General features: G+C 64.8%; 23 protein-coding genes and 1 tRNA gene. 13 read left to right on the top strand and 11 right to left on the bottom strand.

The genetic code is table 11. From position 1 onward, the window contains the following. Positions 1 to 137: 137 nt before the first annotated feature. Both cysE and trmJ read right to left on the bottom strand, forming a co-directional pair. Positions 138 to 917, bottom strand: coding sequence for a serine O-acetyltransferase (gene cysE / locus ACSX1D_RS04460; RefSeq protein ID WP_439861165.1), 780 nt, complete (start codon positions 915 to 917; stop codon positions 138 to 140). After that, the gene (gene trmJ, locus ACSX1D_RS04455; protein WP_439861164.1) at positions 910 to 1689 is read right to left on the bottom strand and encodes a tRNA (cytosine(32)/uridine(32)-2'-O)-methyltransferase TrmJ; all 780 of its coding nucleotides are present in this window, start codon (positions 1687 to 1689) and stop codon (positions 910 to 912) included. The genes cysE and trmJ overlap by 8 nt, the downstream gene beginning before the upstream one ends. A 144-nt stretch (positions 1690 to 1833) precedes the next feature. On the opposite strand from trmJ, the gene suhB reads away from it, so the two are divergent. Then, complete coding sequence (suhB, locus tag ACSX1D_RS04450; RefSeq protein ID WP_439861163.1) at positions 1834 to 2649, top strand: type III secretion system regulator SuhB; 816 nt, start codon at positions 1834 to 1836, stop codon at positions 2647 to 2649. A gap of 97 nt (positions 2650 to 2746) precedes the next feature. On the opposite strand, the gene ACSX1D_RS04445 is transcribed toward suhB, so the two are convergent. The 6 genes from ACSX1D_RS04445 to queA form a co-directional block, all read right to left on the bottom strand. Beyond that, positions 2747 to 3283 (bottom strand): glycine zipper 2TM domain-containing protein, encoded by a 537-nt coding sequence (locus ACSX1D_RS04445; RefSeq protein ID WP_439861162.1) that lies wholly within the window; start codon positions 3281 to 3283, stop codon positions 2747 to 2749. 130 nt (positions 3284 to 3413) lie between these two features. Further along, positions 3414 to 4319, bottom strand: a complete 906-nt coding sequence (secF, locus tag ACSX1D_RS04440; protein ID WP_439861161.1) for a protein translocase subunit SecF — start codon at positions 4317 to 4319, stop codon at positions 3414 to 3416. 9 nt (positions 4320 to 4328) lie between these two features. After that, positions 4329 to 6197: a protein translocase subunit SecD gene (gene secD, locus ACSX1D_RS04435; protein WP_439861160.1), complete on the bottom strand. Its 1869-nt coding sequence runs from the start codon at positions 6195 to 6197 to the stop codon at positions 4329 to 4331. A 62-nt stretch (positions 6198 to 6259) separates the two neighbouring features. Further along, positions 6260 to 6595 carry a preprotein translocase subunit YajC gene (yajC, locus tag ACSX1D_RS04430; protein ID WP_208708637.1) on the bottom strand — a complete coding sequence of 112 codons (336 nt, stop codon included), beginning with the start codon at positions 6593 to 6595 and terminating at the stop codon, positions 6260 to 6262. Positions 6596 to 6636: 41 nt separating this feature from the next. Beyond that, positions 6637 to 7752, bottom strand: coding sequence for a tRNA guanosine(34) transglycosylase Tgt (gene tgt / locus ACSX1D_RS04425; RefSeq protein WP_208710159.1), 1116 nt, complete (start codon positions 7750 to 7752; stop codon positions 6637 to 6639). 14 nt (positions 7753 to 7766) lie between these two features. Further along, positions 7767 to 8816: a tRNA preQ1(34) S-adenosylmethionine ribosyltransferase-isomerase QueA gene (queA, locus tag ACSX1D_RS04420; RefSeq protein WP_439861159.1), complete on the bottom strand. Its 1050-nt coding sequence runs from the start codon at positions 8814 to 8816 to the stop codon at positions 7767 to 7769. 112 nt (positions 8817 to 8928) lie between these two features. Between queA and ACSX1D_RS04415 the strand changes: the two genes are divergently transcribed. From ACSX1D_RS04415 to ACSX1D_RS04405, 3 genes are all read left to right on the top strand, one after another. After that, positions 8929 to 9013: transfer RNA gene (locus ACSX1D_RS04415), tRNA-Leu, on the top strand. A gap of 337 nt (positions 9014 to 9350) precedes the next feature. Beyond that, positions 9351 to 9563: a cold-shock protein gene (locus ACSX1D_RS04410; RefSeq protein WP_208708635.1), complete on the top strand. Its 213-nt coding sequence runs from the start codon at positions 9351 to 9353 to the stop codon at positions 9561 to 9563. 111 nt (positions 9564 to 9674) lie between these two features. Further along, positions 9675 to 10169, top strand: coding sequence for an RDD family protein (locus ACSX1D_RS04405; protein WP_439861158.1), 495 nt, complete (start codon positions 9675 to 9677; stop codon positions 10167 to 10169). Positions 10170 to 10221: 52 nt separating this feature from the next. Here the strand turns inward: ACSX1D_RS04405 and lptG are convergent, their stop codons facing one another. Together lptG and lptF are read right to left on the bottom strand one after the other, a co-directional pair. Beyond that, the gene (gene lptG / locus ACSX1D_RS04400) at positions 10222 to 11283 is read right to left on the bottom strand and encodes an LPS export ABC transporter permease LptG (RefSeq protein WP_439861157.1); all 1062 of its coding nucleotides are present in this window, start codon (positions 11281 to 11283) and stop codon (positions 10222 to 10224) included. Then, positions 11276 to 12397: an LPS export ABC transporter permease LptF gene (gene lptF / locus ACSX1D_RS04395; RefSeq protein ID WP_439861156.1), complete on the bottom strand. Its 1122-nt coding sequence runs from the start codon at positions 12395 to 12397 to the stop codon at positions 11276 to 11278. The genes lptG and lptF overlap by 8 nt, the downstream gene beginning before the upstream one ends. Before the next feature lie 143 nt (positions 12398 to 12540). Here lptF and ACSX1D_RS04390 point away from each other — a divergent pair, with 143 nt between their 5' ends. The 8 genes from ACSX1D_RS04390 (at position 12541) to rlmF (ending at position 21442) form a co-directional block, all read left to right on the top strand. Further along, the gene (locus tag ACSX1D_RS04390; RefSeq protein ID WP_439861155.1) at positions 12541 to 14031 is read left to right on the top strand and encodes a leucyl aminopeptidase; all 1491 of its coding nucleotides are present in this window, start codon (positions 12541 to 12543) and stop codon (positions 14029 to 14031) included. 58 nt (positions 14032 to 14089) lie between these two features. Further along, the gene (locus ACSX1D_RS04385) at positions 14090 to 14509 is read left to right on the top strand and encodes a DNA polymerase III subunit chi (RefSeq protein ID WP_439861154.1); all 420 of its coding nucleotides are present in this window, start codon (positions 14090 to 14092) and stop codon (positions 14507 to 14509) included. 9 nt (positions 14510 to 14518) lie between these two features. Then, positions 14519 to 14953: a DNA polymerase III subunit chi gene (locus ACSX1D_RS04380; protein WP_439861153.1), complete on the top strand. Its 435-nt coding sequence runs from the start codon at positions 14519 to 14521 to the stop codon at positions 14951 to 14953. A 121-nt stretch (positions 14954 to 15074) separates the two neighbouring features. Beyond that, complete coding sequence (locus ACSX1D_RS04375) at positions 15075 to 17906, top strand: valine--tRNA ligase (RefSeq protein ID WP_439861152.1); 2832 nt, start codon at positions 15075 to 15077, stop codon at positions 17904 to 17906. A 173-nt stretch (positions 17907 to 18079) separates the two neighbouring features. Continuing rightward, entirely contained in the window at positions 18080 to 19459 is a 1380-nt protein-coding gene (gene nhaD / locus ACSX1D_RS04370; RefSeq protein WP_439861151.1) for a sodium:proton antiporter NhaD, read from the top strand. Positions 19460 to 19518: 59 nt separating this feature from the next. Next, positions 19519 to 19815, top strand: a complete 297-nt coding sequence (locus ACSX1D_RS04365; protein ID WP_439861150.1) for a winged helix-turn-helix domain-containing protein — start codon at positions 19519 to 19521, stop codon at positions 19813 to 19815. 13 nt (positions 19816 to 19828) lie between these two features. Further along, a complete protein-coding gene (locus ACSX1D_RS04360) occupies positions 19829 to 20395 on the top strand; it encodes a VTT domain-containing protein (RefSeq protein ID WP_439861149.1) in 567 nt (188 codons plus the stop codon). A 57-nt stretch (positions 20396 to 20452) separates the two neighbouring features. Further along, positions 20453 to 21442 carry a 23S rRNA (adenine(1618)-N(6))-methyltransferase RlmF gene (gene rlmF, locus ACSX1D_RS04355; protein WP_439861148.1) on the top strand — a complete coding sequence of 330 codons (990 nt, stop codon included), beginning with the start codon at positions 20453 to 20455 and terminating at the stop codon, positions 21440 to 21442. Between the two features lie 27 nt (positions 21443 to 21469). On the opposite strand, the gene ACSX1D_RS04350 is transcribed toward rlmF, so the two are convergent. Beyond that, positions 21470 to 21895, bottom strand: coding sequence for a potassium channel family protein (locus ACSX1D_RS04350; protein WP_439861147.1), 426 nt, complete (start codon positions 21893 to 21895; stop codon positions 21470 to 21472). 325 nt (positions 21896 to 22220) lie between these two features. On the opposite strand from ACSX1D_RS04350, the gene ACSX1D_RS04345 reads away from it, so the two are divergent. Further along, on the top strand, positions 22221 to 24839 hold the full coding sequence (locus tag ACSX1D_RS04345) for a putative bifunctional diguanylate cyclase/phosphodiesterase (RefSeq protein ID WP_439861146.1): 2619 nt from the start codon (positions 22221 to 22223) through the stop codon (positions 24837 to 24839). The last annotated feature ends 12 nt before the right edge of the window (positions 24840 to 24851 follow it).

Here is a 24851-nt window from a genome sequence, read left to right as displayed (position 1 = left end):
AGGGTTACCACGGGATCACTATGTGCCGCGAGTATGCAATTCCCGAGTATTTAAGTCAACTATAAGACCTATGGTTTTACTCGGGAATTAGACGGCGCGAAGGGCGCGCAGCATAACAAAATGCTGCGCGCCGCGCATCACGCGGCGGGCTTGTCGTCCTGATCCTTGCAGACGCCGGCGAAATCCTCGTCACGTAGCGCCGGCAGCTCCTTCGCGCAGTAGTCGCTCCCCAGAGCCGTCAGCGCGCTGCACATACCCTCCAGACGCCCGTCGACAGCCTGCAGGTGATCGAGCAACTGGCCGATCGCCCGCGCAACCGGGTCCGGCATGTCCTGGCCAACACCATAGGCGTCGAAGCCGAGCTTTTCGGCCATGGCCTGACGCTTGGCCTCCTGTTCGCCATCGACCTTGACGATGATCCGCCCGGGAATCCCCACGGCCGTGGCCCCGGCCGGCACCGCCTTGGTCACCACGGCATTGGAACCGATCTTCGCGCCCGCGCCGACCGTGAAGGGGCCCAGCACCTTAGCGCCGGCACCGACCACCACGCCATCCTCCAGGGTCGGGTGACGCTTGCCCTTGTTCCAGCTGGTGCCACCCAGGGTCACCCCCTGGTAAAGCGTGACGTCGTTGCCGATCTCGGCGGTCTCGCCGATGACGATGCCCATGCCATGATCAATGAAAAAGCGCCGACCTATTTTCGCCCCGGGATGAATCTCGATCCCGGTCAACCAGCGCCCGAAATTCGACACCACCCGCGCCAGCCACTTCCAGCCCGCCCCCCACAAGGCGTGCGCCGCGCGATGCAGCCACACCGCATGCAAGCCTGGGTAGCAGGTCACCACTTCCAGCGTATTGCGCGCCGCCGGATCGCGATGGAACACGCTCTGGATATCTTCTCGCATGCGCTCAAACATCAGATTTCCCCTGCCCATGGTGCTGACCACGCGCGGCCTTGACGGTCTCCGTCAAAATGCCACGCAAGATATTCATTTCCAGCTTGCTGACGCCGCTGCGCCCGTACAGGCGACGCAAACGACTCATCAGGTGCCGCGGCTTGGCCGGATCGAGAAAACCGATCTCCACCAGCGCCAACTCCAGGTGCGCATAGAAGGACTCCAGCTCGTCGGCAGTCACCGGCTGCATGTCGAGCATCGCCGTGGCCTCCACCTTGGCGACCTTGGTCGGCTGATTCTGCGCCGTCAACCAGGCCATGCGCACTTCATACACCAGCACCTGCACGGCGGCCGCCAGATTCAGCGAACTGAACTGCGGGTCGGACGGTATATGCACATGATATTGACAGCGCTGCAGCTCCTCGTTGGTCAGGCCGGCGTATTCGCGCCCGAACACCAGCGCCACCTCGCCACCCTGCGCAGCCTGCTCGCAGGCCGCCACACCACATTCGCGCGGGTCCAGCAAGGGCCAGGGAATGCGCCGATCACGGGCACTGGTGCCCATCACCAGGCTGCACCCGACCAGCGCCTCCTCAAGCGTACCGACCACCTGAGCGGAATCGAGGATATCGGTCGCCCCGGAGGCGCGTGCGACCGCATCGCCACTGGGAAAGTCGACCGGGTCGACCAGCACCAGGCGCGACAGCCCCATGTTCTTCATGGCCCGCGCAGCACCGCCGATATTGCCCGGATGACTGGTATTGACCAAAACCACGCGAATGTTCTGCAGCAACGTAGATGCTCACATGAAAAACGAAGGGGAACAAATCTTACAGAACCCCCCCGATTTATGCCATGCACGGCACAGGCGGCACTTCAACCGCGCGACGTTTCTGCTAGAATGGCCGGCTTTCTTTAACGACCCAGGTGAACATCCATGCAGCCCATGCTGAATATCGCGCTGCGCGCAGCCCGTAGCGCCGGTGAAATGATTTTCCGCTCGATCGAACGCTTGGACGTCATCTCGGTCGACGAGAAGGATGCCAAAGATTACGTGACCGAAATCGACCGCTCCGCGGAGCAGTTGATCATCCAGGCCCTACGCAAGGCCTATCCGAATCACGGCTTCCTCGGCGAGGAAGGCGGCCTGATCGAAGGCAGCGGTGAGGGCGCGGACTACCAATGGATCATCGACCCGCTGGACGGCACCACCAACTTCATCCGCGGCGTGCCGCACTTCGCGGTCAGCGTGGCCTGCAAATACCGCGGCCGCCTCGAGCACGCGGTGATCATCGACCCGGTTCGCCAGGAAGAGTTCACCGCCAGCCGCGGTCGTGGCGCCGCCCTCAACGGCCGCCGCCTGCGGGTCAGCACCCGCAAGAGCCTGGAAGGCGCCCTGCTCGGCACCGGCTTCCCGTTCCGCGACAGCCAGCTGGACAATCTGGAGAACTACCTGGGCATGTTCCGCAGCCTGGTCGGCCAGACCGCCGGCGTGCGCCGCGCCGGCGCCGCCAGCCTGGACCTGGCCTATGTGGCAGCCGGCCGCTTCGACGCCTTCTGGGAGTTCGGCCTGTCCGAGTGGGACATGGCTGCTGGCGCCCTGCTGATCCAGGAAGCGGGCGGCCTGGTCAGCGACTTCAGTGGCGGCCACGAATTCCTCGAGAAGGGCCAGATCGTCGCCGGCAACACCAAGTGCTTCAAGGCGGTGCTGACGGCGATCCAGCCGCACCTGTCGACCGCACTGAAGCGCTGATCGCTCCGCTCCAGAAAAACCGGCCTAGCGCCGGTTTTTTATCGCCCATAGAAAAAGCGCCCCGCGGGGCGCCTTGTCGTTGCAACTGGCGAACGCCTTACTGCGCAGACGCCGCCAATACCAACTGGCCGTCCTTTACCGGAATCTGGCGACCCGGATCATGATCCATGCGCACCTGACCCACTTTTCCGCCCAACTGGTACTTCACGTCGTAGCCGACCAGCTTCTCGCTGGTGTCGGTGACCGTATTGCAGCGCGTCTCGGTGGTGGTATAGGTGTCGCTGGCCTGCATGTTTTCCTGCACCTTGTTGCCGGCGTAACCGCCGCCAACCGCGCCGGCGACCGTGGCAATCTTCTTGCCATTGCCACCGCCCACCTGATTACCGAGCAAGCCACCGACCACCGCGCCGATCGCCGTGCCGGCGATACGATGCTGATCCTTGACCGGCTTCTGCCGGGTCACGGTGACTTCACGACACTCCTCACGCGGAGTCTGGATGGTCTCCTTGACCGGCTGCACGGCCAGCACCTCGGCGTACTCGGGACCGCTGACCAACTTGTAGGTCGCGACAGCGCCCCCGGCAGTGACCCCTACGGCGCCCAATACTGCGCCCACGAGCATCGATTTGTTCATGGCTTCTCCTGGCTCACGCTCTAGCTACCCGGCGAATTTCGCCTTGTTCGCACGGTTGGACCGAGGCAATCCACGGCAAGTTCCACCACCGCCATGGCCGCTCGATCCAACTGCGACAGAGCGCACAGACTCAGGGACGCTCGTCGACCTCTTCGGCCACCACCGGCGGGATCAGGTCCTCGACCGTGAGGTCCAACCACAGCAGCACCACGTTGGCGATGTACACGGACGAATAGGTACCCGCCAGCACGCCGATGAACAGCGCAATGGAGAAGCCGAACAGGTTGTCGCCCGCGAACACCAGCAGCGCGCCGATTGCCAGCAAAGTGGAAATCGAGGTCGCCAGGGTACGCAACAGGGTCTGGGTGGTGGAGATATTGATGTTGTCGATCAGGCTGGTCTTGCGCAGCACGCGGAAGTTCTCCCGCACCCGGTCGAACACCACGATGGTGTCGTTCAGCGAATAACCGATAATCGCCAGGATCGCCGCCAGCACCGTCAGGTCGAAGGTCACCTGGAAGAACGACAGGATGCCCATCGTCACCACCACGTCGTGGATCAGCGAGACGATGGCACCAACGGCGAACTTCCACTGGAAACGAAATGCCAGATACAGCAGCACCCCCCCCAGCGCCAGGAGCATGCCGATGCCGCCCTGGTCACGCAGCTCCTCACCCACCTGGGGGCCGACGAACTCAACCTTCTTGACCTCAGGCGCAGCACCGGACTGCGCCAGCGCCTCGGCCACCTTGTTGCCCAGATCCGGATCATCGCCCTGCATGCGCACCACCACATCGGTGGTCGCCCCGAAGCTCTGCACCACGGCGTCGGCGAAACCGGCCGCGGCGAGCTGCCGGCGAATCCCACCCAGGTCGGCCGGCTGCTCGTAGCCCAGCTCGATCTGCGTGCCGCCGGTGAAATCCAGGCCCAGGTTGAGGCCCTTGAACGCCCAGCTGCCCAGCGCCAGCAGGGTGAGGAACAGCGTGAGGGCAAACGCAAGATTGCGCACACCCATGAAGTTGATCGTACGATTCATCTCGACCTCTTAAACCCACAGCTTCTTGAAGTCACGCCCACCGAAGATCAGGTTGACCATCGCGCGAGTCACCAGCACGGCGGTGAACATCGAGGTGAGAATGCCCAGCGACAAGGTCACGGCAAAGCCCTTGACCGGCCCGGTACCCATGGCGAAGAGGATGCCGCCGACCAGCAGAGTGGTCAGGTTGGCGTCGATGATCGCCGAGAAAGCGCGATCGAAGCCTTCGTGAATCGCCCGCTGCACCGACATGCCATTGGCGATCTCTTCGCGGATGCGCGAGAAGATCAGCACGTTGGCATCCACCGCCATACCCATGGTCAACACGATACCGGCGATGCCTGGCAGGGTCAGGGTGGCGCTCAACAGCGACATCAGCGCCAGCAGCATGACCATGTTGAAGCCCAGCGCGATGGTCGCCAGCACGCCGAAGAAGCGGTAGATCACGATGATGAACAGCGACACGAAGAGCATGCCCCACAGCGACGCATCGACACCCTTGGCGATGTTGTCGGCACCCAGGCTCGGACCGATGGTGCGCTCTTCGGCGAAGTACATCGGCGCCGCCAGACCACCGGCGCGCAGCAGCAGCGCCAGCTCCGAGGATTCGCCCTGGCCGTCCAGGCCGGTGATGCGGAACTGACTGCCGAGCGGCGACTGGATGGTCGCCAGGCTGATGATCTTCTTCTCCTCGACGAAGCTGGCTATCGCCACTTCCTGCTCGACGCCCTCGACCACCTGGCGCGCGTAACGGGTCACCGGCTTCTGCTCGATGAAGATCACCGCCATGCTGCGCCCGACATTGTTGCGCGTGGCGCGGTTCATCAGGTCGCCGCCGTGGTTATCCAGGCGGATGTTCACCTGCGGACGACCGTTCTCGTCGAAACTGGCCTGGGCGTCGGTGACCTGGTCACCGGTGATGATCAGCTCGCGCTCCAGTTGCACCGGCGGGCGACCCTCTTCGCGGAACTCGAAGGTTTCGGTCGACGCCCTGGGCGCATCCAGCTCGGCGGCCAGGCGGAACTCCAGGTTGGCGGTCTTGCCGAGAATCCGCTTGGCCTCGGCGGTGTCCTGCACGCCCGGCAACTCCACGACGATGCGGTTGGCGCCCTGGCGCTGGACCAGCGGCTCGGCCACGCCCAGCTCGTTGACCCGGTTGCGCACGGTGGTCAGGTTCTGCTTGATCGAATACTCGCGAATCTCGGCGAGCTTGGCCGGAGTCAGGGTCAGGCGCAGCACCTGCTGCTCGCCACGCTCGACGGCATTCAGTTCGAAATCGATGAAGTCACGGCGAATCAGGCGCTGCGCCTGCTCCAGGGTCGCCTCATCGGCAAAGCCCAGCTGGATCGCGCCATTGGCTTCCGGCAGGCTGCGATAGCGCACCCGCTCCTTGCGCAGCAGGCTCTTGACCTCGCCCTCGTAGACCTTGCGGCGGGCATCCAGCGCCTTGTCCATGTCCACCTCCAGCAGGAAGTGCACGCCACCGGACAGGTCCAGACCCAGCTTCATCGGCCCGGCGCCGATATTGCGCAGCCAGTCCGGGGTGGTCTGCGCCAGGTTCAGGGCGACCACGAAATCGCCACCCAACGCCTTGCGCACCACGTCCTTGGCCGGCAGCTGATCCTCCTTGCTGACCAGACGCAGCAGACCGGCGCGGCCCTGCTCCGCCAGGCTCACACCCTTGACCTCGATGCCGGCATCGCTCAGGGCGCGAGCGGCACGCTCCAGGTCGGCCTGCTCGACGCGCATCGCCGTGCTGTTGCCACTGATCTGGATCGCCGGATCGTCCGGATAGAGGTTGGGTGCCGAATAGATAAAGCCGATCGTCAGCACAGCCGCGATCAGCAGGTACTTCCACAGAGGAAATTTATTGAGCATGACGCCGCCCGTTATGACGCGGGGCGCATTAAGCGCCCCGTCGAATGGTAATGATGTGTGACTCAGATGGCTTTCAGCGTGCCCTTGGGCAGAGTGGCGGCGATGGCCACTTTCTGGATCTTCAGCTCCACGGTGTCCGACGCCTCAATCACCACGAAATCGTCGCTGACCTTAGTAACCTTGCCGGCGATGCCGCCACTGGTCACCACTTCGTCACCCTTCTGCAGGTTGCCGATCAGGTTCTTATGCTCCTTGGCGCGCTTGGCCTGCGGACGCCAGATCATCAGGTAGAAGATGACCAGGAAACCGACCAGAAACACCCACTCGAAACCGGTACCGGCAGGACCGGCAGCCGGGGCAGCGGCATCGGCATAAGCAGCGGGGATCAAAAAGCTCATTTAACACTCCTGTTGGATAAGGTCTTTAGAACAGCGATAGATCAGGCGAGCGGCGGTGTCGGCAGCCCGCGTCGCGCATAGAAGGCATCGACAAAGGCGGCCAATGTACCCTGTTGAATTGCCTCGCGCAAACCAGCCATAAGGCGCTGATAGTGGCGCAAGTTATGGATGGTATTGAGCATGCTTCCCAGCATTTCGCCGCACTTATCCAGATGATGCAGGTAGGCCCGGGAAAAGTGCTGGCAGGTGTAGCAGTCGCAGGTCGCATCGAGCGGCGAGTCGTCGTGCTTGTGCACCGAATTGCGGATCTTCAGCACGCCGGTGTCGACGAACAGGTGACCGTTGCGCGCATTGCGCGTGGGCATCACGCAATCGAACATGTCGACGCCGCGCCGCACCCCCTCGACCAGGTCTTCCGGCTTGCCGACGCCCATCAGGTAGCGCGGCTTGTCCGCCGGCAGCTGCGCCGGCAGATAGTCCAGCACGCGGATCATCTCCTCCTTGGGCTCGCCGACCGAGAGCCCGCCGATCGCCAGACCATCGAAACCGATCTCGCTCAAGCCCTCCAGCGAGCGCATGCGCAGCTCCTCATGCATGCCACCCTGAACGATACCGAACAGCGCCGCGCTGCTGTCACCATGGGCCTCCTTGGAGCGCCTGGCCCAGCGCAGCGACAGCTCCATGGAGCGCTTGGCGACGTCGAACTCGGCCGGATAGGGCGTGCACTCGTCGAAGATCATCACGATGTCCGATCCGAGGTCGCGCTGCACCTGCATCGACTCCTCCGGCCCCATGAACACCTTGCTGCCATCCACCGGCGAGGCGAAGGTCACGCCCTCCTCCTTGATCTTGCGCATGGCGCCCAGGCTGAACACCTGGAAGCCACCCGAATCGGTGAGGATCGGTCCCTGCCACTGCATGAAGTCATGCAGATCGCCATGGCGCTTGATCACCTCGGTACCCGGGCGCAGCCAAAGATGAAAGGTGTTGCCGAGAATGATCTGCGCGCCGATCGCCTCGATATCCCGGGGCAGCATGCCTTTCACCGTGCCATAGGTGCCGACCGGCATGAACGCCGGCGTCTCGACCACGCCCCGGGGGAAGCTCAGGCGCCCGCGACGGGCCTTGCCGTCGGTCGCCAACAGCTCGAAGGACATGCGACAGGTGCGCGTCATAGTGTTTCCTCGGGCCCGCGCGGCGCGGGATTGCGGGTGACGAACATGGCATCACCGTAACTGAAGAAGCGGTAGCCCTCGGCGACCGCGCTCTGGTAGGCCGCCATGGTTTCCGGATAGCCGGCGAACGCCGATACCAGCATCAGCAGGGTCGACTCCGGCAGGTGAAAGTTGGTGATCAGGGCATCGACCACATGCAGCGGGCGCCCCGGGTAGATGAAAATGTCGGTGTCACCCCTGAACGCCTTGAGCACCCCGTCCCGTGCGGCGCTTTCCAGCGAGCGCACGCTGGTGGTGCCGACCGCGATCACCCGACCGCCGCGGGCACGACAGGCCGCCACGGCGTCCACCACCTCCTGGCTGACCTCCAGCCATTCGCTGTGCATGTGGTGATCCTCGATGCGCTCGACCCGCACCGGCTGGAAGGTGCCGGCGCCGACATGCAAGGTGACGAAGGCGGTCTCGACGCCCATCTCGGCGATCGCCGCGAGCATCGGCTGATCGAAATGCAGCCCGGCCGTAGGCGCAGCCACCGCACCGGCGCGTGCGGCATATACGGTCTGATAGCGTTCGCGATCGGCCGCCTCGTCCGGTCGGTCGATATAGGGCGGCAGCGGCATATGACCGATGCGTTCGAGCAGCGGCAGGACGTCCTCGCTGAAGCGCAGTTCGAACAGCGCATCATGGCGCGCCAGCATCTGCGCCTCACCACCGCCGTCGAGCAGAATGGTCGAGCCCGGCTTGGGCGACTTGCTCGAGCGCACATGGGCCAGCACCCGGTGCTCGTCCAGCACGCGCTCGACCAGCACCTCGAGCCTGCCGCCCGAAGCCTTTTGGCCGAACAGTCGCGCCGGGATCACCCGGGTATTGTTGAACACCATCAGGTCGCCGGGTCGCAGGTACTCCAGCAGGTCGCTGAACTGGCGGTGGGCGAGCTGGCCGCTGGGGCCATCGAGCACCAGCAGGCGGCTGGCGCGGCGCTCGGCCAGCGGATGACGGGCGATCAGGGAATCAGGCAGCTCGAAATGAAAGTCGGCAACACGCATGGCAGAAAGGGGTCGTATTTCAGGGCGGCAAAGCTTACCGGAAATCACGCATACTGGCCACGCAAGTGGATTGACCAGGCGCAGCGCCCTCCCTATACTGCGCCGCCATTGTGCCCCGGTGGCGGAACCGGTAGACGCGGCGGATTCAAAATCCGTTTCCGAAAGGAGTGGGAGTTCGAGTCTCCCCCGGGGCACCAATAATCCAGTCGCTGCAACCAGCGCAAAGCGATACCCAGCAGTCCATCGCACTGCCCCTCGAGAAGCCCCAGATCCCCTCCCGTGCAGCTATCTTCGATAGTCCGCAAACAACCTCGATCCGCCTTGATTCTCGGGCTCCGCAGGGGTTGGCATTTGCCCAAAAGTTAGCGTAGAGTGATTGAACTGTGTTTGCATGGGTCGCCGTGAATCGTGACCTGATGCAGTAGATCCTCTCGATCCGCTACATCCCGCTCGACTTCTATTACTCTTTGCAACCAGTCTCAGTCCTCTATTATTTAGGGGCTGTCATCAACTCTAGTTTCAAGGAAATAAGACATGTCGAATCGTCAGAACGGTACCGTCAAGTGGTTTAACGACGAAAAAGGTTTTGGTTTTATCACTCCAGAAAGCGGTCCGGATCTGTTCGTGCACTTCCGCGCGATCGAAGGCAACGGCTTCAAGAGCCTGAAAGAAGGCCAGAAAGTCAGCTTCGTTGCAGTGCAAGGTCAAAAAGGCATGCAGGCTGACCAGGTTCAAGTCCTGAGCTGATCCTGCCGCTTTGAAGAACCCCTGATGGCATCATCAGGGGTTTTTTTATGCCCATTTGCAGGCAAAAAAACTGACATAGACCCAACCGCACCATTACCCGACGAGCCCTCCATGCCGAAACACCTGTTGCGCCCGCAGGGTGAATTTCCCGCCGCCGGCCTGATTCGACGCCTCGCGGCCATGTTCTACGACTTCCTGCTGTGCATCGCCCTGCTGATAGTGGTGACCTTCATCTACAAGCTGGTGCTGATGGGCTTCTATGGCGAGGCGCAACTCAAGCGACTCTCCGACGCCGGCGCCCTGGATGGCGACCCGCTGCTCTCGACCCTCCTGCTGTTCAGCCTGTTCGGCTTCTTCGCCAAGTTCTGGACGCACAACGGCCAGACCCTGGGCATGCAGGTGTGGGGCCTGCGGATCCAGAACCAGGACGGCAGCGCCATCTCCCTGTGGCAGGCATTGCTGCGCTTCCTGGTCGCCACCGCCTCCTGGCTCTGCCTCGGCCTGGGCTTTCTCTGGGTCCTCTGGGACAAGGAAAAACGCAGCTGGCACGACATCTATTCCGCCAGCCGTACCGTGCAGCTGCCGAAGAACATCCACAAGAAGTGAGGCTGCAGAAAAAAGCCGGCGCTGAGCCGGCTTTTTTCTGCGCGCGAATGAACTAGCCTGCCCTGCGCAGCAGCCCCATGCCCGCGACCGCACAGATGACCGCAGGAATCAGCACGGCGAGCAGCGGCGAAAAGCCGAACACTAGGCTCGAAGGCCCGAGCAGGTCCTGGGCGATGCTGAAGACGAAACCGACCAGCACCCCGGTGAATACCCGCTGCCCCAGGGTCACCGAGCGCAGCGGGCCGAAGATGAAGGAAATCGCCAGCAGCACCAGGGCCGCGGTCACCAACGGCTGCAACACCTTGGTCCAGAAGGCCAGCCAGTACTGACCATTGTTCAGGCCCTGCTCACCCAGATACTGGATGTAGCGCCACAAGCCCGTCACCGACAGCGCATCCGGCTCCAGCACCACGGTACCGAGTAACTGCGGATTGAGTTCGACGTCCCAGCGCTCGCTGAGTGACTTGACCACCTCGGTGCTGCGCTCACGAAAATGCGTGGTGGCGACGTTCTCCAGCCGCCAGTGATCGCCCTGGTACTGCGCCCGCCGGGCGAAGCTGGAGGACAGCAGGTGGCGCCGCTCGTCGAAACGGTAGCGCGTCACCCCGTACAGCACGCCGTCGGGCTGCACCGCGTTGATATGCACGAACTCCTGCCCCTGGCGATGCCACATGCCGCGCTTGGCGCTCTGCGCCTCGCCACCGCCCTGGGCCATGGCGCGATTGGCCTGGGCCTGATTCTCGCTCCAGGGCGCCAGGTACTCGCCGATCAGGATGCCGGCCAGCATCAGCACCAGCATCGGCTTCATCACCGCCCAGACGATGCGCCCGATCGACACGCCGGCCGCGCGCATGACGGTCAGCTCGCTGTTGCTGGCCAGGCTACCCAGGCCGATCAGGCAACCGATCAGCGCCGCCATCGGCAACATCTCGTAGACCCGCCGCGGCAGGGTGAGAAACACGTACCAGGCAGCCTCGCCCAGGCTGTAATCACCCTCGATGTCACCCAACTCATCGATGAAGGCGAACATCAGGGCCAGCCCGACGATGATCCCCAGCACGGAAAGAATCGCGACGAATACCTGGGTGCCGATGTACCTATCCAACCTAACCACGAGCCACCTCCCGCACAGCACGACGAGCGGCCCACTTCAAGCGCAGCGGCTCCCAGTACAGCAACAACAGACCGATCAACACGAACACCCCGTGCACCCACCACAAACCCAGCGCCTGGGGAATCTTGCCCTTGTCCAGGGCGCCACGCGCGGCAATCAGCAGCGCCAGGTAGGCCATGTACAGGAGAATCGCCGGCAGCAGCTTGAGGAAGCGGCCCTGGCGCGGATTGACCCGCGACAAGGGCACCGCCAGCAGGGCGACGACGAACACCAGCAACGGAATCGACAGGCGCCACTGCAGCTCGGACTGCAGGCGCGGATCGTCGCTGCCGATCAGCTCCCGGGTCGGCACCGCCTCGCGCTCGCTGATTTCACCACTGACCGAGGGCTTGGGCAGCAATACGCCATAGGTGTCGTACTGTATCGCCCGGTAGTCCGCCTGACCGGGATTGCCGTCGTAGCGGTAGCCGTTCTCCAGGATCAGGTAACGACTGCCGTCTGCCTGCAATTCCTGGCGCCCGCTTTCCGCCACCAGCACGGTGATGCCGCGCTCCTTGCTGCCCTCGCGGGAGAAGCGCTTCTCGGAGATGAAGATCCCGGCCAGCTCGCCGCGGTCCTTCGACAGCTCCCGGGTGTAGGTCACCCGCGAGCCGTCCCTCATGGCCTGGAAGCGACCCGGCACCAGGGTATCGAACTCGGTCAGGGCGTCCTGCTCATTGAGGATGCGCATCTGCCCGGCCACCCCCTGCGGCGCCAGGCCCAGGCTCAGCCAGGCCACCAGCAGCGCCACCAGCAGCGCAGGCGCCAGGCTGTAAACCATCAGGCGCTGCTGACTCATGCCGGTGGCCGACAGCACGGTCATCTCGCTGTCTAGGTAGAGCCGTCCGTAGGCCAGCAGGATGCCCAGGAACAGCCCCAATGGCAGGATCAGCTGGAGAAAGCCGGGCAGGCGAAACCCCATGATCAGAAACAGCACCCCGGGATCGAGCAGTCCCTGGGCGGCCTGCGCCAGGTACTTGATGAAGCGGCCACTCATGATGATCACCAGCAGCACGGCGCTCACCGCACTCAGGGTAATCAAGACCTCACGGGACAGATAACGGAAGACGATCAAACCAGACACTCCAGGGTTGTCAGGCTCAGGCGGCTACGATCAAACTAGCCGCACTGCATGCCGGCTCGCCCACGGACGAACCACTGAAAAAATAGCCGGCATTATCCTGCAATACCGACTTCTTGTCTTGGGGACACTACGCCATGGAATTTCTAGCCAAAAGCGCTCGCCCGGAAACCCTGAAAACCGCCACCCTGGTCATCGCCGTCGGTGAAGGCCGCAAGCTCGGTGAAACGGCGCGCGCTGTCGACAACGCCTGCGCCGGCGCAATCAGCGCCCTGCTCAAGCGTGGCGACCTGGCCGGCAAGCTTGGTCAGACCCTGCTGGTGCACAACCTGGCCGGCCTCAAGGCCGAGCGTGTGCTGCTGGTCGGCAGCGGCAAGGACGCCGAGCTGTCGGACCGCCAGCTGCGCAAACTGATCGGCGCCGCCCACGCGGTGCTCAAGGGACTCGGCGGCAGCGACGCCGTGCTGGCCCTGCAGGACCTCAGCGTCAAGGGCCGCGATGCCTACGGCAAGACGCGCCTGATGGTAGAGAGCCTGGCCGACGGTGACTATCAGTTCGATCGCTTCAAGAGCCAGAAAGCCGAGCCGCGCGCCCTGAAGAAGCTGACCCTAAGCTGCGACAAAGCCAACCTGGCGGAGGTCGAGCGCGCCACCGCGCACGCCCAGGCCATCGCCGCTGGCATGGCCTTCACCCGCGACCTGGGCAACCTGCCGCCGAACCTCTGCCACCCCAGCTACCTGGCCGAGGAGGCCAAGGGCCTGGCCAAGGCGCACAAGAATCTAAAGGTGGAGATCCTCGACGAGAAGAAGCTCAAGGAGCTCGGCGCCGGCGCCTTCCTCGCCGTCGCCCAGGGCAGCGAGCAACCGCCGCGGATGATCGTGCTCAATTACCAGGGCGGCAAGAAGACCGACAAGCCCTTCGCCCTAGTCGGCAAAGGCATCACCTTCGACACCGGCGGCATCAGCATCAAGCCGGCGGCCGGCATGGACGAGATGAAGTACGACATGTGCGGCGCCGCCAGCGTGTTCGGCACCCTGAAAGCCGTGCTCGAACTGCAGCTGCCAATCAACCTGGTGTGCCTGCTGGCCTGCGCCGAGAACATGCCCAGCGGCCGGGCCACCCGCCCCGGCGACATCGTCACCAGCATGAGCGGGCAGACCGTGGAGATCCTCAACACCGACGCCGAAGGCCGCCTGGTGCTGTGCGACACCCTGACCTACGCCGAACGCTTCAAGCCCCAGGCGGTGATCGACATCGCCACCCTCACCGGTGCCTGCATCGTCGCCCTGGGCGCCAACACCTCCGGCCTGATGGGCAACAACGACGAGCTGATCGAGCAACTCCTGGCCGCCGGCCAACACGCCGACGACCGTGCCTGGCAGCTGCCGCTGTTCGACGAGTACCAGGAGCAGCTGGACAGCCCGTTCGCCGACATCGCCAACATTGGCGGCCCGAAGGCCGGTACCATCACCGCCGGCTGCTTTCTCTCGCGCTTCGCCAAGAAGTACCCCTGGGCGCACCTGGATATCGCCGGCACCGCCTGGATCAGCGGGGGCAAGGAGAAAGGCGCCACCGGCCGCCCGGTGCCGCTGCTGACCCAGTACCTGCTCGACCGCAGCCAGGCCTGACCCGCGCCGGGGCGGCCCTGCCCGCCCCCGGCCACTGCCGCCCATCATCGAAGCCACCATGCCCCGAATCGAGTTCTACGTCCTCTCCTCCGCCACCCCGGCCGAACGCCTGCGCGCCGCCTGCCAGCTGGCGATGAAGGCCTGGCGCGCCGGCCTGCCGGTGTTCCTGCGCGGCACCGATGCCCGGCAGTGCGCGGAACTGGATGAGCTGCTGTGGCGCTTCAAGGCGGAGGCCTTCGTACCCCACGAACTGCACCAGGACGATCCGCACGCCCCGGTGGTGATCGGTCAGGACGAGCCGCCGGCGGCCGAGCAAGGCGTGCTGATCAATCTCAATCCGAGCCTCTCGCCGCTCGTCGACCGTTTCAGCCGGGTCATCGAGATCGTCAACCAGGAGGCGGACCTGCTGACCGCCTGCCGGGAGAATTTCCGCAGCTACCGCCAACGCGGCTATGATCCCAAACGAGTCGACCTCTAGCCGCCCGCCATGGACAAACCGAAGCCGCCGCAGAAACCCACCCAGCTGCTGAACGACCTGGAGTCGATCCGCGAGCTCCTGGGCGATCAGGACCTCGAGCCGCCGCTGCTGGTCGACGCCCTCGACCCGGACAGCATCCCCGTGCTCTCGGACATCGTCAGCGCGCCCGCGACAACCACCCCGGCTCCGGCGCCCAGCTACCGCCCCACGGCAACGGCCAAGCCGGCCCAGCCCAGCACCCCGGCAGACCTGCGCAGCGCCCTGGAGCAGGCGGTGCAACGCGACAGCGGCGCCGAGATGAAGCGCCTGGACAGCGAGCTGCGTGCCGCCGCCCAGCTGATCCTGCAGGATGTCATCGACGATTTCGTGCCGCAGATCGAGGCCGAGCTCAAACGCCGCCTGGAGGCGCGCCTGACCCGCCTGCTGCCGCCGCGCCGCGGCTGACAGCCGCCGACGACACGCGCCCCACCAGTCAGCTTCCCCGCGCGCGGCCTTACGCCCTCCACGCCTTCCCCGTTATACTTGCCGGCTTTTCCGATCAGCCGTCAAAAGGGTCCCGCCGCGCATGGACAAGACCTACCAGCCGCACGCCATTGAAACCGCCCTGTACGAGAACTGGGAGGCGAACAATTATTTCGCCCCACAGGGTTCGGGCGAGCCCTACACCATCATGATCCCGCCGCCGAACGTCACCGGCAGCCTGCACATGGGCCATGGCTTCAACAACGCGATCATGGATGCGCTGATCCGCTTCCGCCGCATGCAGGGGCGCAACACCCTGTGGCAGCCGGGCACCGACCACGCGGGGATCGCCACCCAGATGGTGGTCGAGCGCCAGCTGGCCGCCGACGGCATCGGCCGCCACGACCTGGGCCGCGAGAAATTCCTGGAGAAGGTCTGGGAATGGAAGGAGCAGTCCGGTGGCACCATCACCCGGCAGATCCGCCGCCTGGGCAGCTCGGTGGACTGGTCGCGCGAGCGCTTCACCATGGACGAGGGCCTGTCCGAGGCGGTCAAGGAAGCCTTCGTGCGCCTGCACCAGGACGGCCTGATCTACCGCGGCAAGCGTCTGGTCAACTGGGACACCAAGTTCCACACCGCCATCTCCGACCTCGAAGTGGAGAACCACGACGAGAAGGGCAGCCTGTGGAACCTGCGCTACCCGCTGGCCGACGGCCACAAGACCTCCGACGGCAAGGACTACCTGATCGTCGCCACCACCCGCCCGGAAACCATGCTCGGCGACGCCGCCGTGGCCGTGCACCCGGAAGACGAGCGCTACCAGGCGCTGATCGGCACCTTCGTCGAACTGCCCCTGGTCGGCCGGCGCATTCCGATCATCGCCGACGACTATTGCGATCCCGAGTTCGGCACCGGCTGCGTGAAGATCACCCCGGCCCACGACTTCAACGACTATGAAGTGGGCAAGCGCCACAACCTGCCGCTGATCAACATCTTCGACAAGAACGCCGCGGTGCTGGCGCAGGCCCAGGTGTTCAATATCGACGGCAGCGTCAACAGCCAGGTCGACGGCCGCCTGCCGGCTGAATACGCCGGTCTGGACCGCTTCGTCGCGCGCAAGCAGATCGTCGCCGTGTTCGAAGCCGCCGGCTTGTTGGAGAAGATCGACGAGCACGCGCTGAAGGTGCCGAAGGGCGACCGCTCCGGCACCATCATCGAGCCGTGGCTGACCGACCAGTGGTACGTCAGCACCAAGCCGCTGGCCGAGAAGGCCATCGCCGTGGTCGAAAGCGGCGAGATCCAGTTCGTGCCCAAGCAGTACGAGAACATGTACTTCAGCTGGATGCGCGACATCCAGGACTGGTGCATCAGCCGCCAGCTGTGGTGGGGCCACCGCATCCCGGCCTGGTACGACGACGCCGGCAACGTCTATGTCGGTCGTGACGAGGCGGAAGTGCGTGCCACCCATAATCTCGGCGACGCCAATCTGCGCCAGGACGAAGACGTGCTGGACACCTGGTTCAGCTCCGGCCTGTGGACCTTCTCCACCCTCGGCTGGCCGCAGCAGACCGACTACCTGAAGACCTTCCACCCCACGGATGTGCTGGTAACAGGCTTCGATATCATCTTCTTCTGGGTCGCCCGGATGATCATGCTGTCGACCCACCTGACCGGGCAGATCCCGTTCAAGACCGTGTACGTGCACGGTCTGGTCCGCGACAGCCAGGGGCAGAAGATGTCCAAGTCCAAGGGCAACGTGCTCGACCCGCTGGACATCGTCGACGGCATCAGCCTCGACGCCCTGCTGGAGAAACGCACCAGCGGCATGATGCAGCCCAAGTTGGCGGAGAAGATCGCCAAGCAGACCCGCGCCGAGTTCCCCGATGGCATCGCCGCCTACGGCACCGACGCCCTGCGCTTCACCAACCTGGCGCTGGCCTCTACCGGCCGCGACATCAAGTTCGACATGGGCCGGGTCGAGGGTTACCGCAACTTCTGCAACAAGATCTGGAACGCCGCCAACTTCGTCCTGGAAAACACCGACGGCCAGGACACCGGCGTGAATGGCGAGCCGGTCGAGCTGTCCTCTGTGGATCGCTGGATCATCTCTGCCCTGCAGCGCACCGAAGCCGAAGTGACCCGCCAGCTCGACGCCTTCCGCTTCGACCTGGCCGCGCAGGCCCTGTACGAATTCATCTGGGACGAGTACTGCGCCTGGTACCTGGAGCTGGTCAAGCCGGTGCTGTGGGACGAGAACGCACCCATCGAGCGCCAGCGCGGCACCCGCCGCACGCTGATCCGCGTGCTGGAAGTGGCCCTGCGCCTGGCCCACCCGTTCATGCCGTTCATCACCGAAGAGATCTGGCAGCGGATCAAGGCGCAAGCCGGCGTCAGCGGCGAGACCATCATGCTGCAGGCCTGGCCGGTGGCCAATGAGAGCCGTATCGACGCCGCCGCCGAAGGCGACATCGAGTGGGTCAAGCAGCTGATGCTCGGCCTGCGGCAGATTCGCGGCGAGATGAAGATCTCCATGGCCAAGCGCATCGACATCATCCTGCAGAACGCCAGCGACGTAGACCAACGCCGCCTGGCCGACAACCTGCCGCTGCTGAACAAGCTGGCCAAGCTGGAGTCGGTGCGGGTGCTTGCGGCCGGCGAGGAAGCGCCGATGTCCGCCACCGCCCTGGTCGGCGAGATGCAGGTGCTGGTGCCGATGGCCGGGCTGATCGACAAGGACGCCGAACTGGCCCGCCTGGACAAGGAAATCGCCCGTCTGGACGGCGAGGTCAAGCGCGTCGGCGGCAAGCTCGCCAATGAGGGTTTCGTCGCCAAGGCGCCGGCCGAGGTGCTCGACAAGGAGCGCGCCAAGCTCGCCGAGGCGGAACAGGCCCTGGGCAAGCTGGTCGACCAGCGCGCCCGCATCGCCAGCCTCTAAGCCAAATATAAGGCCCGCCCCGTGCGGGCCTTTTTGCACCCGTGGCAACGCCTAGCGCTTGGCCGCGAGGCCCCCAGGCGCGGCGCAAGCCTTTCCACGGACCCTGTGCTTGAGGCATGCTCCCCGCCGCTTTCAGACCCGAATAACAACAACCTGCTGACTGGAACCCGCCTATGTACGCCCTAATGGCCCTGATATTCATACTCGGCTACCTGTGTATCGCCCTCGAGCACCCGCTGAAGATCGACAAAGCGGCCTCGGCCCTGCTGACCGCCGTGTTGGCCTGGACCGTACTGGTGCTCGGCGCCGAAAGCATCCCCCCGCTGATTGCCGCCGCCCTGGAGCATGGCAGTAGCGACAGTGCTCACTATGCAGTGAGCGAACTGCGTCATCACCTCGGCGAGATCTCTGAAATCCTGTTCTTCCTGATGGGCGCCATGACCATCGTCGAGCTGATTGACGCCCACGAAGGCTTCAAGGTCATCACCGACCGCATCCGCACCACCAAGCGCGTACACCTGCTCTGGCTGGTCGGGCTGATCACCTTCTTCCTGTCCGCCGCGCTGGACAACCTGGCCACCACCATCGTCATGATTTCCCTGCTGCGCAAGCTGATCGCCGACCAGCACGAACGCTGGTTCTACGCCGGCATCGTGGTCATCGCCGCCAACTCCGGCGGCGCCTGGTCGCCGATCGGCGACGTCACCACCACCATGCTGTGGATCGGCCACCAGATCACCGCCAGCGGTATCGTGGTCAAGCTGATCGTGCCAAGCCTGGTGTGCCTGCTGGTCCCGTTGATCATCATGAGCTTCGTGCTCAAGGGCGACATCAAGGCGCCAAAGCCCAAGGAAACCCTGGAGAGCCGCCGTGACCCCACGACCCCCTTCGAACGCAATCTGGTGTTCTGCCTAGGCCTGGCTGCCCTGGTCTTCGTCCCGGTATTCAAGACCGTCACCGGACTGCCGCCTTACATGGGCATCCTCTTCGGCCTGGGCATCCTCTGGATCACCACCGAAATCATCCACCGCAGCAAGAACAGCGAAGATAAAGACCCGCTCTCGGTGGTCGGCGTACTGCGCCGCGTAGACGTACCCAGCGTTCTGTTCTTCCTCGGCATCCTGCTGGCGGTCTCCAGCTTGTCGACCGCCGGCCACCTGCTCGAGGTGGCGACCTACCTCAAGGACAGCCTGGGCAACATCTACAGCATCGCCATTTCCATCGGCCTGCTCTCGGCCCTCGTGGACAACGTGCCGATGGTCGCCGGCGCCATGAAGATGTACCCGCTGGTCAGCCCGCAAGCCCTGGCAGAGGCCGCCGCCGCTGAGGTGCCGTGGCTGAGCAATTTCGTGGTCAACGGCAACTTCTGGGAGATGCTCGCCTACTGCGCCGGCACCGGCGGCAGCTGCCTGATCATCGGCTCGGCGGCCGGCGTGGCGGCCATGGGCATGGAGAAAATCAACTTTCTCTGGTACCTCAAGTACATTACCGGCCTGGCCTTCGCCGGCTATATCGCCGGTGCGATGACCTATATGGCCATCTTCGCCCTCTAGCTCATGGAATAGCACGGGTGCTTCGCCAGGCACCCGTTGCCTTTCTCAAGGTGCATGCCATGGAAACCAGCAAAACCCGCAGCAGTTTCTACCGGCGCCTGTACGTCGCCTGGCTGATCGACAGTGGCAGCGCGTGCAGCGTGCCGGAACTGATGGCCGCCACCGGCATGCCACGGCGCACTGCCCAGGACACCCTGAGCGCCCTCGCCGACCTGGATATCCACTGCGAGTTCGTCCAGCAGGCCGGCGAGCGCAACAACGCCGGCCACTATGCGATCCGCGACTGGGGCGCCATCGACCCGCAGTGGATCGCCAGCCACCTGGCGCAGATCAAGGCCATACTCGGGTATCCCTGATCCGGAGGCCGACATGCGCAGCTCCCTCCGCCTGCTGCTGGTGGCCCTGTTCCTCCTCGGCCTGTTCCTGCTGTTCGAGGTGCTGGGCCTGCGCGCCCAGTTCAGCCTGCGGGCGCTGCAGGAACTGATCCTGATGCACCCGGTGCTCGGCCTCCTGCTGTTCACCCTGCTGTTCGCCCTGGGCAACCTGATCCAGATCCCCGGCTGGTTGTTCCTCGCCGCCGCCGTGCTGGCCCTGGGCCGGGTCCAGGGCGGGCTGGCCACCTACCTGGCCGCCAGTTTCTCCTGCGTGTTCACCTTCTTCATCATCCGCCTGCTCGGCGGCAATGCCTTGCGCACACTCGACAGCCCCCTGGCCCAGCGCCTGCTGGCGGGCCTGGACCGGCATCCGCTGGCCAGCATCGTCGCCCTGCGCATGCTGTTCCAGACCGTTCCGGCGCTGAACTACAGCCTGGCCCTGGCCGGGGTGCCCTTTCGCCATTACCTGCTCGGCACCCTGCTCGGCCTGCCGCTGCCGATCGCCCTGTATTGCCTGTTCTTCGACTACCTGGCCATATGGCTGAATATCGCCAGCGGCTAGCCACGGCCGCCGCATTGTGAATAATGCCCCGGCCAGTCCTCGCCCCCACGGATTACCATGTCTCGCCGCCAACGCCCCAGCCCGCCAAAACCCGCCGCCCAGGCAGACAAGGGCCAGTTGCACCCGCGCAACCGCCACCAGGGCCGCTACGACTTCCCCGCGCTGATCGCGGCCAGCCCGGAACTGGCTGAGTTCGTCATCCTCAACCCCTACGGCAAGCAGAGCATCGACTTCGCCAACCCGGCGGCGGTCAAGGTGTTCAATCGCGCCCTGCTCAAGCAGTTCTACGGCATCGATCACTGGGACATCCCGGCGGACTACCTGTGCCCGCCGATCCCCGGTCGCGCCGACTACCTGCACTACCTGGCCGACCTGCTGGCCGACGGCAACGGCGGCGTGATCCCGCGCGGCGCCCGGGTGCGCGCCCTGGACATCGGCGTCGGCGCCAACTGCATCTACCCCTTGCTGGGGAACCGCGAGTACGGCTGGCGTTTCCTCGGTGCCGACATAGCCGCCAATGCCATCGCCTCGGCCAGGGCCATCGTGCAGAGCAACCCAGGCCTGAGCGAGGCCATCGAACTGCGCCAGCAGGGCGACGCCGAGCACATCTTCCAGGGCCTGCTGCAGGCCGACGAGCGCTTCGACCTGAGCCTGTGCAACCCCCCCTTCCATGCCTCGGCCGCCGAAGCGGCCAGCGGCAGCAAGCGCAAGTGGCGCAACCTGGGCAAGCTCGACCCCAAGCGCAAGCTGCCGCTGCTGAACTTCGGCGGCCAGGCCGCCGAACTCTGGTGCCAGGGCGGCGAGGCGGCCTTTATCGGCCGGCTGATCCGCGAAAGCGCGCAGTGCCCGGAGCAGGTGCTGTGGTTCAGCACCCTGGTCTCCAAGGCGAGCAACCTGCCAGGCGTGCATGCCGCCCTGCAAAAAGCCGGCGCCCGTGTGGTGCACACGGTGGAAATGGCCCAGGGACAGAAGCAGAGTCGCTTCGTCGCCTGGACCTTTCAGAGCGTCGAACAGCACCAGCGCTGGCGCCAGGCGCGCTGGCAGTAGGCACGACAGCGCGCCTGGCGCCAGCCGCTAGCTTGAGCGCCAATAGCGCTGCATTTCCACAAAGAGGAACGAGGCCGTCCAGGTGATCAGCACCAGTCCGGTCAGTGCTTCGATCCCGGTCAGGTAGCGCAACTCGCCCAGCGGCTCGATGTCGCCGAAACCCAGGGTAGTGAAGGTGGTGAAGGAGAAGTACACACAGGCCATGAAGCTGCCGTCGAAGTTGCCCGCCAGCCGCCCCCAGCCGTCGGCACCGTGCATGAGGAAATAGGCGAAAGCGAAGAGCCACACCTCGACCGCATGGGCCAGCAGCGCCCCGCCAACGCCCAGCACCAGGCGAAAACGATGGCGAACCCTGAGTTTCGGCAGCAACCGGGTGAGGCGATAGAGGAACTCGTAGTGGATGATCACCGCCACGATCACCACCAGGCTGTTGACGAGAAATACGCTGAGCACGGAAGCCCCTGATGCCATGGGTTCGAAGTTTGGGCGGGCCCTGCCGGCCGCGCCTGGGCCGCCAGTATGGCGATGCGTCGAGCCCCAGGCCACCGCCACGACCGCGGACCGACAAGCGCTCCCCGCCGCCAAGGTCAGCCGGCGGCCTGCCACGTACCGCGCGCGCCATGGCTCGCCAGATGCTTAGCGACTAGGCTATAACCCCACATGCCAGCGAAGCCTAGCGATCGGCGACTTCCGTCGGTTGGACGTAAGCGGGTAGCTCGGCTGCGGCGAACGTCGCAGCCCTACGCCCAGAATTCAGGTGCAAGGAATGGCTGGAACCATGAGCACTCAATCCGCTCGCCTCAAGCCGACCGCCCGGTCGAAGCGTCGACTTCGAGGCTGGGCGCGCTATTCCATTGCCCTCGGCTTCGTTTCCCTGTGGCTGATCGGCGCGCTGGCCATCTACCGTGACGCCCAGCACCTGACCGCCGACACACAAGCCAAGATCGCCACCGAGATGCGCATCGAAACCCGTGCCATGGCGGAAACCCTGGCGGGGATGCTCGAACGTACCTACCTCACCATCAGAACCATCTCGCTGCTGCCGGCGGTGCGCGCCGCGACACCGCTCAACCGTGACAGCGATGAGGAGGATGTCGTCGAGCAGGGCCACTTTCGCGACAGCGACGCCACCATCATCCAGCAGCTGTACAACCATATCGCCGCGGATATCGACGTGTCGGAGATCTACCTGGTCTATGACGGCTTCGACCCCGGGCGGGGCCAGGTGCCCTTCCTGATGTTCGACCAGGTGCTGCTCGAGCGCATCAGCCTGGCCAAGGAGGCGGAGCCGACCCACGACGCCGACGAGCCCGAGGAATACGAGGAATACGAGGACGCTGAATATATCGAGTATGTCCAGCAGCTGAATCACCTGCGCCACCACGCACCCTGGCTGCCTGCCGAGGCGCCCAACGGCGTGGCCGCGATCACATCGGCGCTGCTGCGTACCTGCGACAACTCCCAGTACACCTCGCTGGCCAACGGCGACGAGCGCGACAGCCACGGCCTGCTGCTGTCCGTACCCGTCTACGATCTGTCCAGCAAGCGCTTCAAGGGCCTGGTCACCGCCGTGCTGCGCGCCAACGTACTGGAAGCCGCGCTGCTGGGCTGGCCTCGCCTGCCCATCACCGAACTGGACAAACAGCTCCTGGCCCGGCGCCACACCGATCTGAGCACCGCTCCCGCCGAGTACGTGCTGGAGAACCGCGAAACCGGCGACCGCATCATGGACCGCCGCAGCGTCAGTCTGCCGCGCTTTCTCGGCGGCCAGGAGCAGCCGGCGATTCACCTGGAACAGGCACTGGCCCTGCCCTACTCCTCGGCCTGGCGTCTGCACCGCTACAAGTCGGCGGCCGACCTCGACGTGGCCATCGCCCCCATCCAGCGTGAGATGTGGCTGCGCCTGGGACTGCTCAGCCTGCTTCTGGCCGGACTGGGGCTGGCCGTGGCGCGAGTCTTCGCGGTGCAGCGACGCTCGACCCGGACCCTGACCCGGATGGCCAACTACGACGCCCTGACCGGTTTGCCCAACCGGCGTCTGGTCGCCGAACTCCTGAGCAGCGCACTTAGCCGCAAGCCGCCCCGGTGCGAGCGCTATGCCGTGCTGATGATCGACCTGGACGATTTCAAGGAGGTCAACGACACCCTTGGCCACGAAGTCGGTGACCGCCTGCTGATCGAGGTCGCACAGCGCTTCGTGCAGAGCCTGCGGGCCTCGGACGAGGTGCTGCAGCTGCCCATGGACGAAGAGGCACAGGACGAGAACGCCTCGATGGTCGGCCGCCTGGGCGGTGACGAGTTCCTCGTGTTGCTGCCGGACCAGGCCAACCTGGAGCAGATCCTGGGCATCGCCGATCGTCTGCAGCAGAGCCTGCGCGATCCGATCAACCTGGGCCGCGAGCAGGTCTACGTGCACGCCAGCATCGGTATCGCCCTGTATCCGGAGCACGGCAACGACGGCGCGGTACTGCTGCGCAGCGCCGATACCGCCATGTACCTGGCCAAACGCCAGGGCCGCGGGCAGACCGTGGTGTTCCAGCAGGACCTGGACGAGAAGTCGCGGCAGCGCCTGCAGCTGCTCAGTGACCTGCACTCGGCCCTGGCCCAGGGACAATTCACCCTGCACTACCAACCGGAACTGAATCTGGCCAGCGGCCAGATCGATTGCGTCGAGGCACTGATCCGCTGGCAACACCCGACGCTCGGGCTGATCTACCCGGCGGACTTCATCACCATGCTCGAGCAGTCGGCGCTGATCCTCGACGTCGGCCAGTGGACCCTGGATACCGCCTGCCGCCAACTCAAGACCTGGCAGGACCAGGCGTCGCCGATCAAGCAGATGTGCGTCAACGTCTCGATCGGGCAGCTAACCCAGCCGGGCTTCGCCGCGCGCCTGCAGGAAACCATCCGGCAGACCGGTATCCCGGCCGAGGCCCTGAGCCTGGAACTGACCGAATCGATGCTGATGCAGAATCCGCAAGCCAATATCCACCTGCTGCACGAGCTGCGCGCCCTCGGCGTCAAGGTGGCCCTGGACGACTTCGGCACCGGCTACTCCTCGTTCAGCTACCTGCGCCAGCTGCCGCTGGACGTGCTGAAGATCGACCGCAGCTTCGTCACCGACACCGACACCGAGCAGGGCCTGGCCATCTGCGAAACGCTCGCGGCGCTGGCCCAGCGCCTCGGGCTCAAGGTCATCGCCGAGGGCATCGAAACCGCCGAGCAATTTGTCAGGCTGGGCGCGGTCGGCAGCAACTGGATGCAGGGCTACCTGATCGCCAGGCCACTGCCGCCTGAGCATGTCGACTCCTTCGCCCGGGCCTTCGACTGCACTGCTTTCAAGGCCGAGCGTGACCTGAACCAGTTCTGCCCCGACCGGACGCCACAGCCCACCTAGCGCCGCCGGCCG

The organism is Pseudomonas sp. MBLB4136 (assembly GCF_051904765.1).
Classification (GTDB): domain Bacteria; phylum Pseudomonadota; class Gammaproteobacteria; order Pseudomonadales; family Pseudomonadaceae; genus Aquipseudomonas.
The sequence above is the reverse complement of the archived record's forward strand: the minus strand, read 5'-3'. Positions and strand labels throughout refer to the sequence as shown.

Bases quoted from the DNA above. Each gene is read 5' to 3' on its own strand.
- cysE (WP_439861165.1), bottom strand. From the start codon at position 917: ATGTTTGAGCGCATGCGAGAAGATATCCAGAGCGTGTTCCATCGCGAT.
- suhB (WP_439861163.1), top strand. From the start codon at position 1,834: ATGCAGCCCATGCTGAATATCGCGCTGCGCGCAGCCCGTAGCGCCGGT.
- ACSX1D_RS04445 (WP_439861162.1), bottom strand. From the start codon at position 3,283: ATGAACAAATCGATGCTCGTGGGCGCAGTATTGGGCGCCGTAGGGGTC.
- secF (WP_439861161.1), bottom strand. From the start codon at position 4,319: ATGAATCGTACGATCAACTTCATGGGTGTGCGCAATCTTGCGTTTGCC.
- secD (WP_439861160.1), bottom strand. From the start codon at position 6,197: ATGCTCAATAAATTTCCTCTGTGGAAGTACCTGCTGATCGCGGCTGTG.
- yajC (WP_208708637.1), bottom strand. From the start codon at position 6,595: ATGAGCTTTTTGATCCCCGCTGCTTATGCCGATGCCGCTGCCCCGGCT.
- tgt (WP_208710159.1), bottom strand. From the start codon at position 7,752: ATGTCCTTCGAGCTGTTGGCGACCGACGGCAAGGCCCGTCGCGGGCGC.
- queA (WP_439861159.1), bottom strand. From the start codon at position 8,816: ATGCGTGTTGCCGACTTTCATTTCGAGCTGCCTGATTCCCTGATCGCC.
- ACSX1D_RS04410 (WP_208708635.1), top strand. From the start codon at position 9,351: ATGTCGAATCGTCAGAACGGTACCGTCAAGTGGTTTAACGACGAAAAA.
- ACSX1D_RS04405 (WP_439861158.1), top strand. From the start codon at position 9,675: ATGCCGAAACACCTGTTGCGCCCGCAGGGTGAATTTCCCGCCGCCGGC.
- ACSX1D_RS04390 (WP_439861155.1), top strand. From the start codon at position 12,541: ATGGAATTTCTAGCCAAAAGCGCTCGCCCGGAAACCCTGAAAACCGCC.
- ACSX1D_RS04385 (WP_439861154.1), top strand. From the start codon at position 14,090: ATGCCCCGAATCGAGTTCTACGTCCTCTCCTCCGCCACCCCGGCCGAA.
- ACSX1D_RS04380 (WP_439861153.1), top strand. From the start codon at position 14,519: ATGGACAAACCGAAGCCGCCGCAGAAACCCACCCAGCTGCTGAACGAC.
- ACSX1D_RS04375 (WP_439861152.1), top strand. From the start codon at position 15,075: ATGGACAAGACCTACCAGCCGCACGCCATTGAAACCGCCCTGTACGAG.
- nhaD (WP_439861151.1), top strand. From the start codon at position 18,080: ATGTACGCCCTAATGGCCCTGATATTCATACTCGGCTACCTGTGTATC.
- ACSX1D_RS04365 (WP_439861150.1), top strand. From the start codon at position 19,519: ATGGAAACCAGCAAAACCCGCAGCAGTTTCTACCGGCGCCTGTACGTC.
- ACSX1D_RS04360 (WP_439861149.1), top strand. From the start codon at position 19,829: ATGCGCAGCTCCCTCCGCCTGCTGCTGGTGGCCCTGTTCCTCCTCGGC.
- rlmF (WP_439861148.1), top strand. From the start codon at position 20,453: ATGTCTCGCCGCCAACGCCCCAGCCCGCCAAAACCCGCCGCCCAGGCA.
- ACSX1D_RS04345 (WP_439861146.1), top strand. From the start codon at position 22,221: ATGAGCACTCAATCCGCTCGCCTCAAGCCGACCGCCCGGTCGAAGCGT.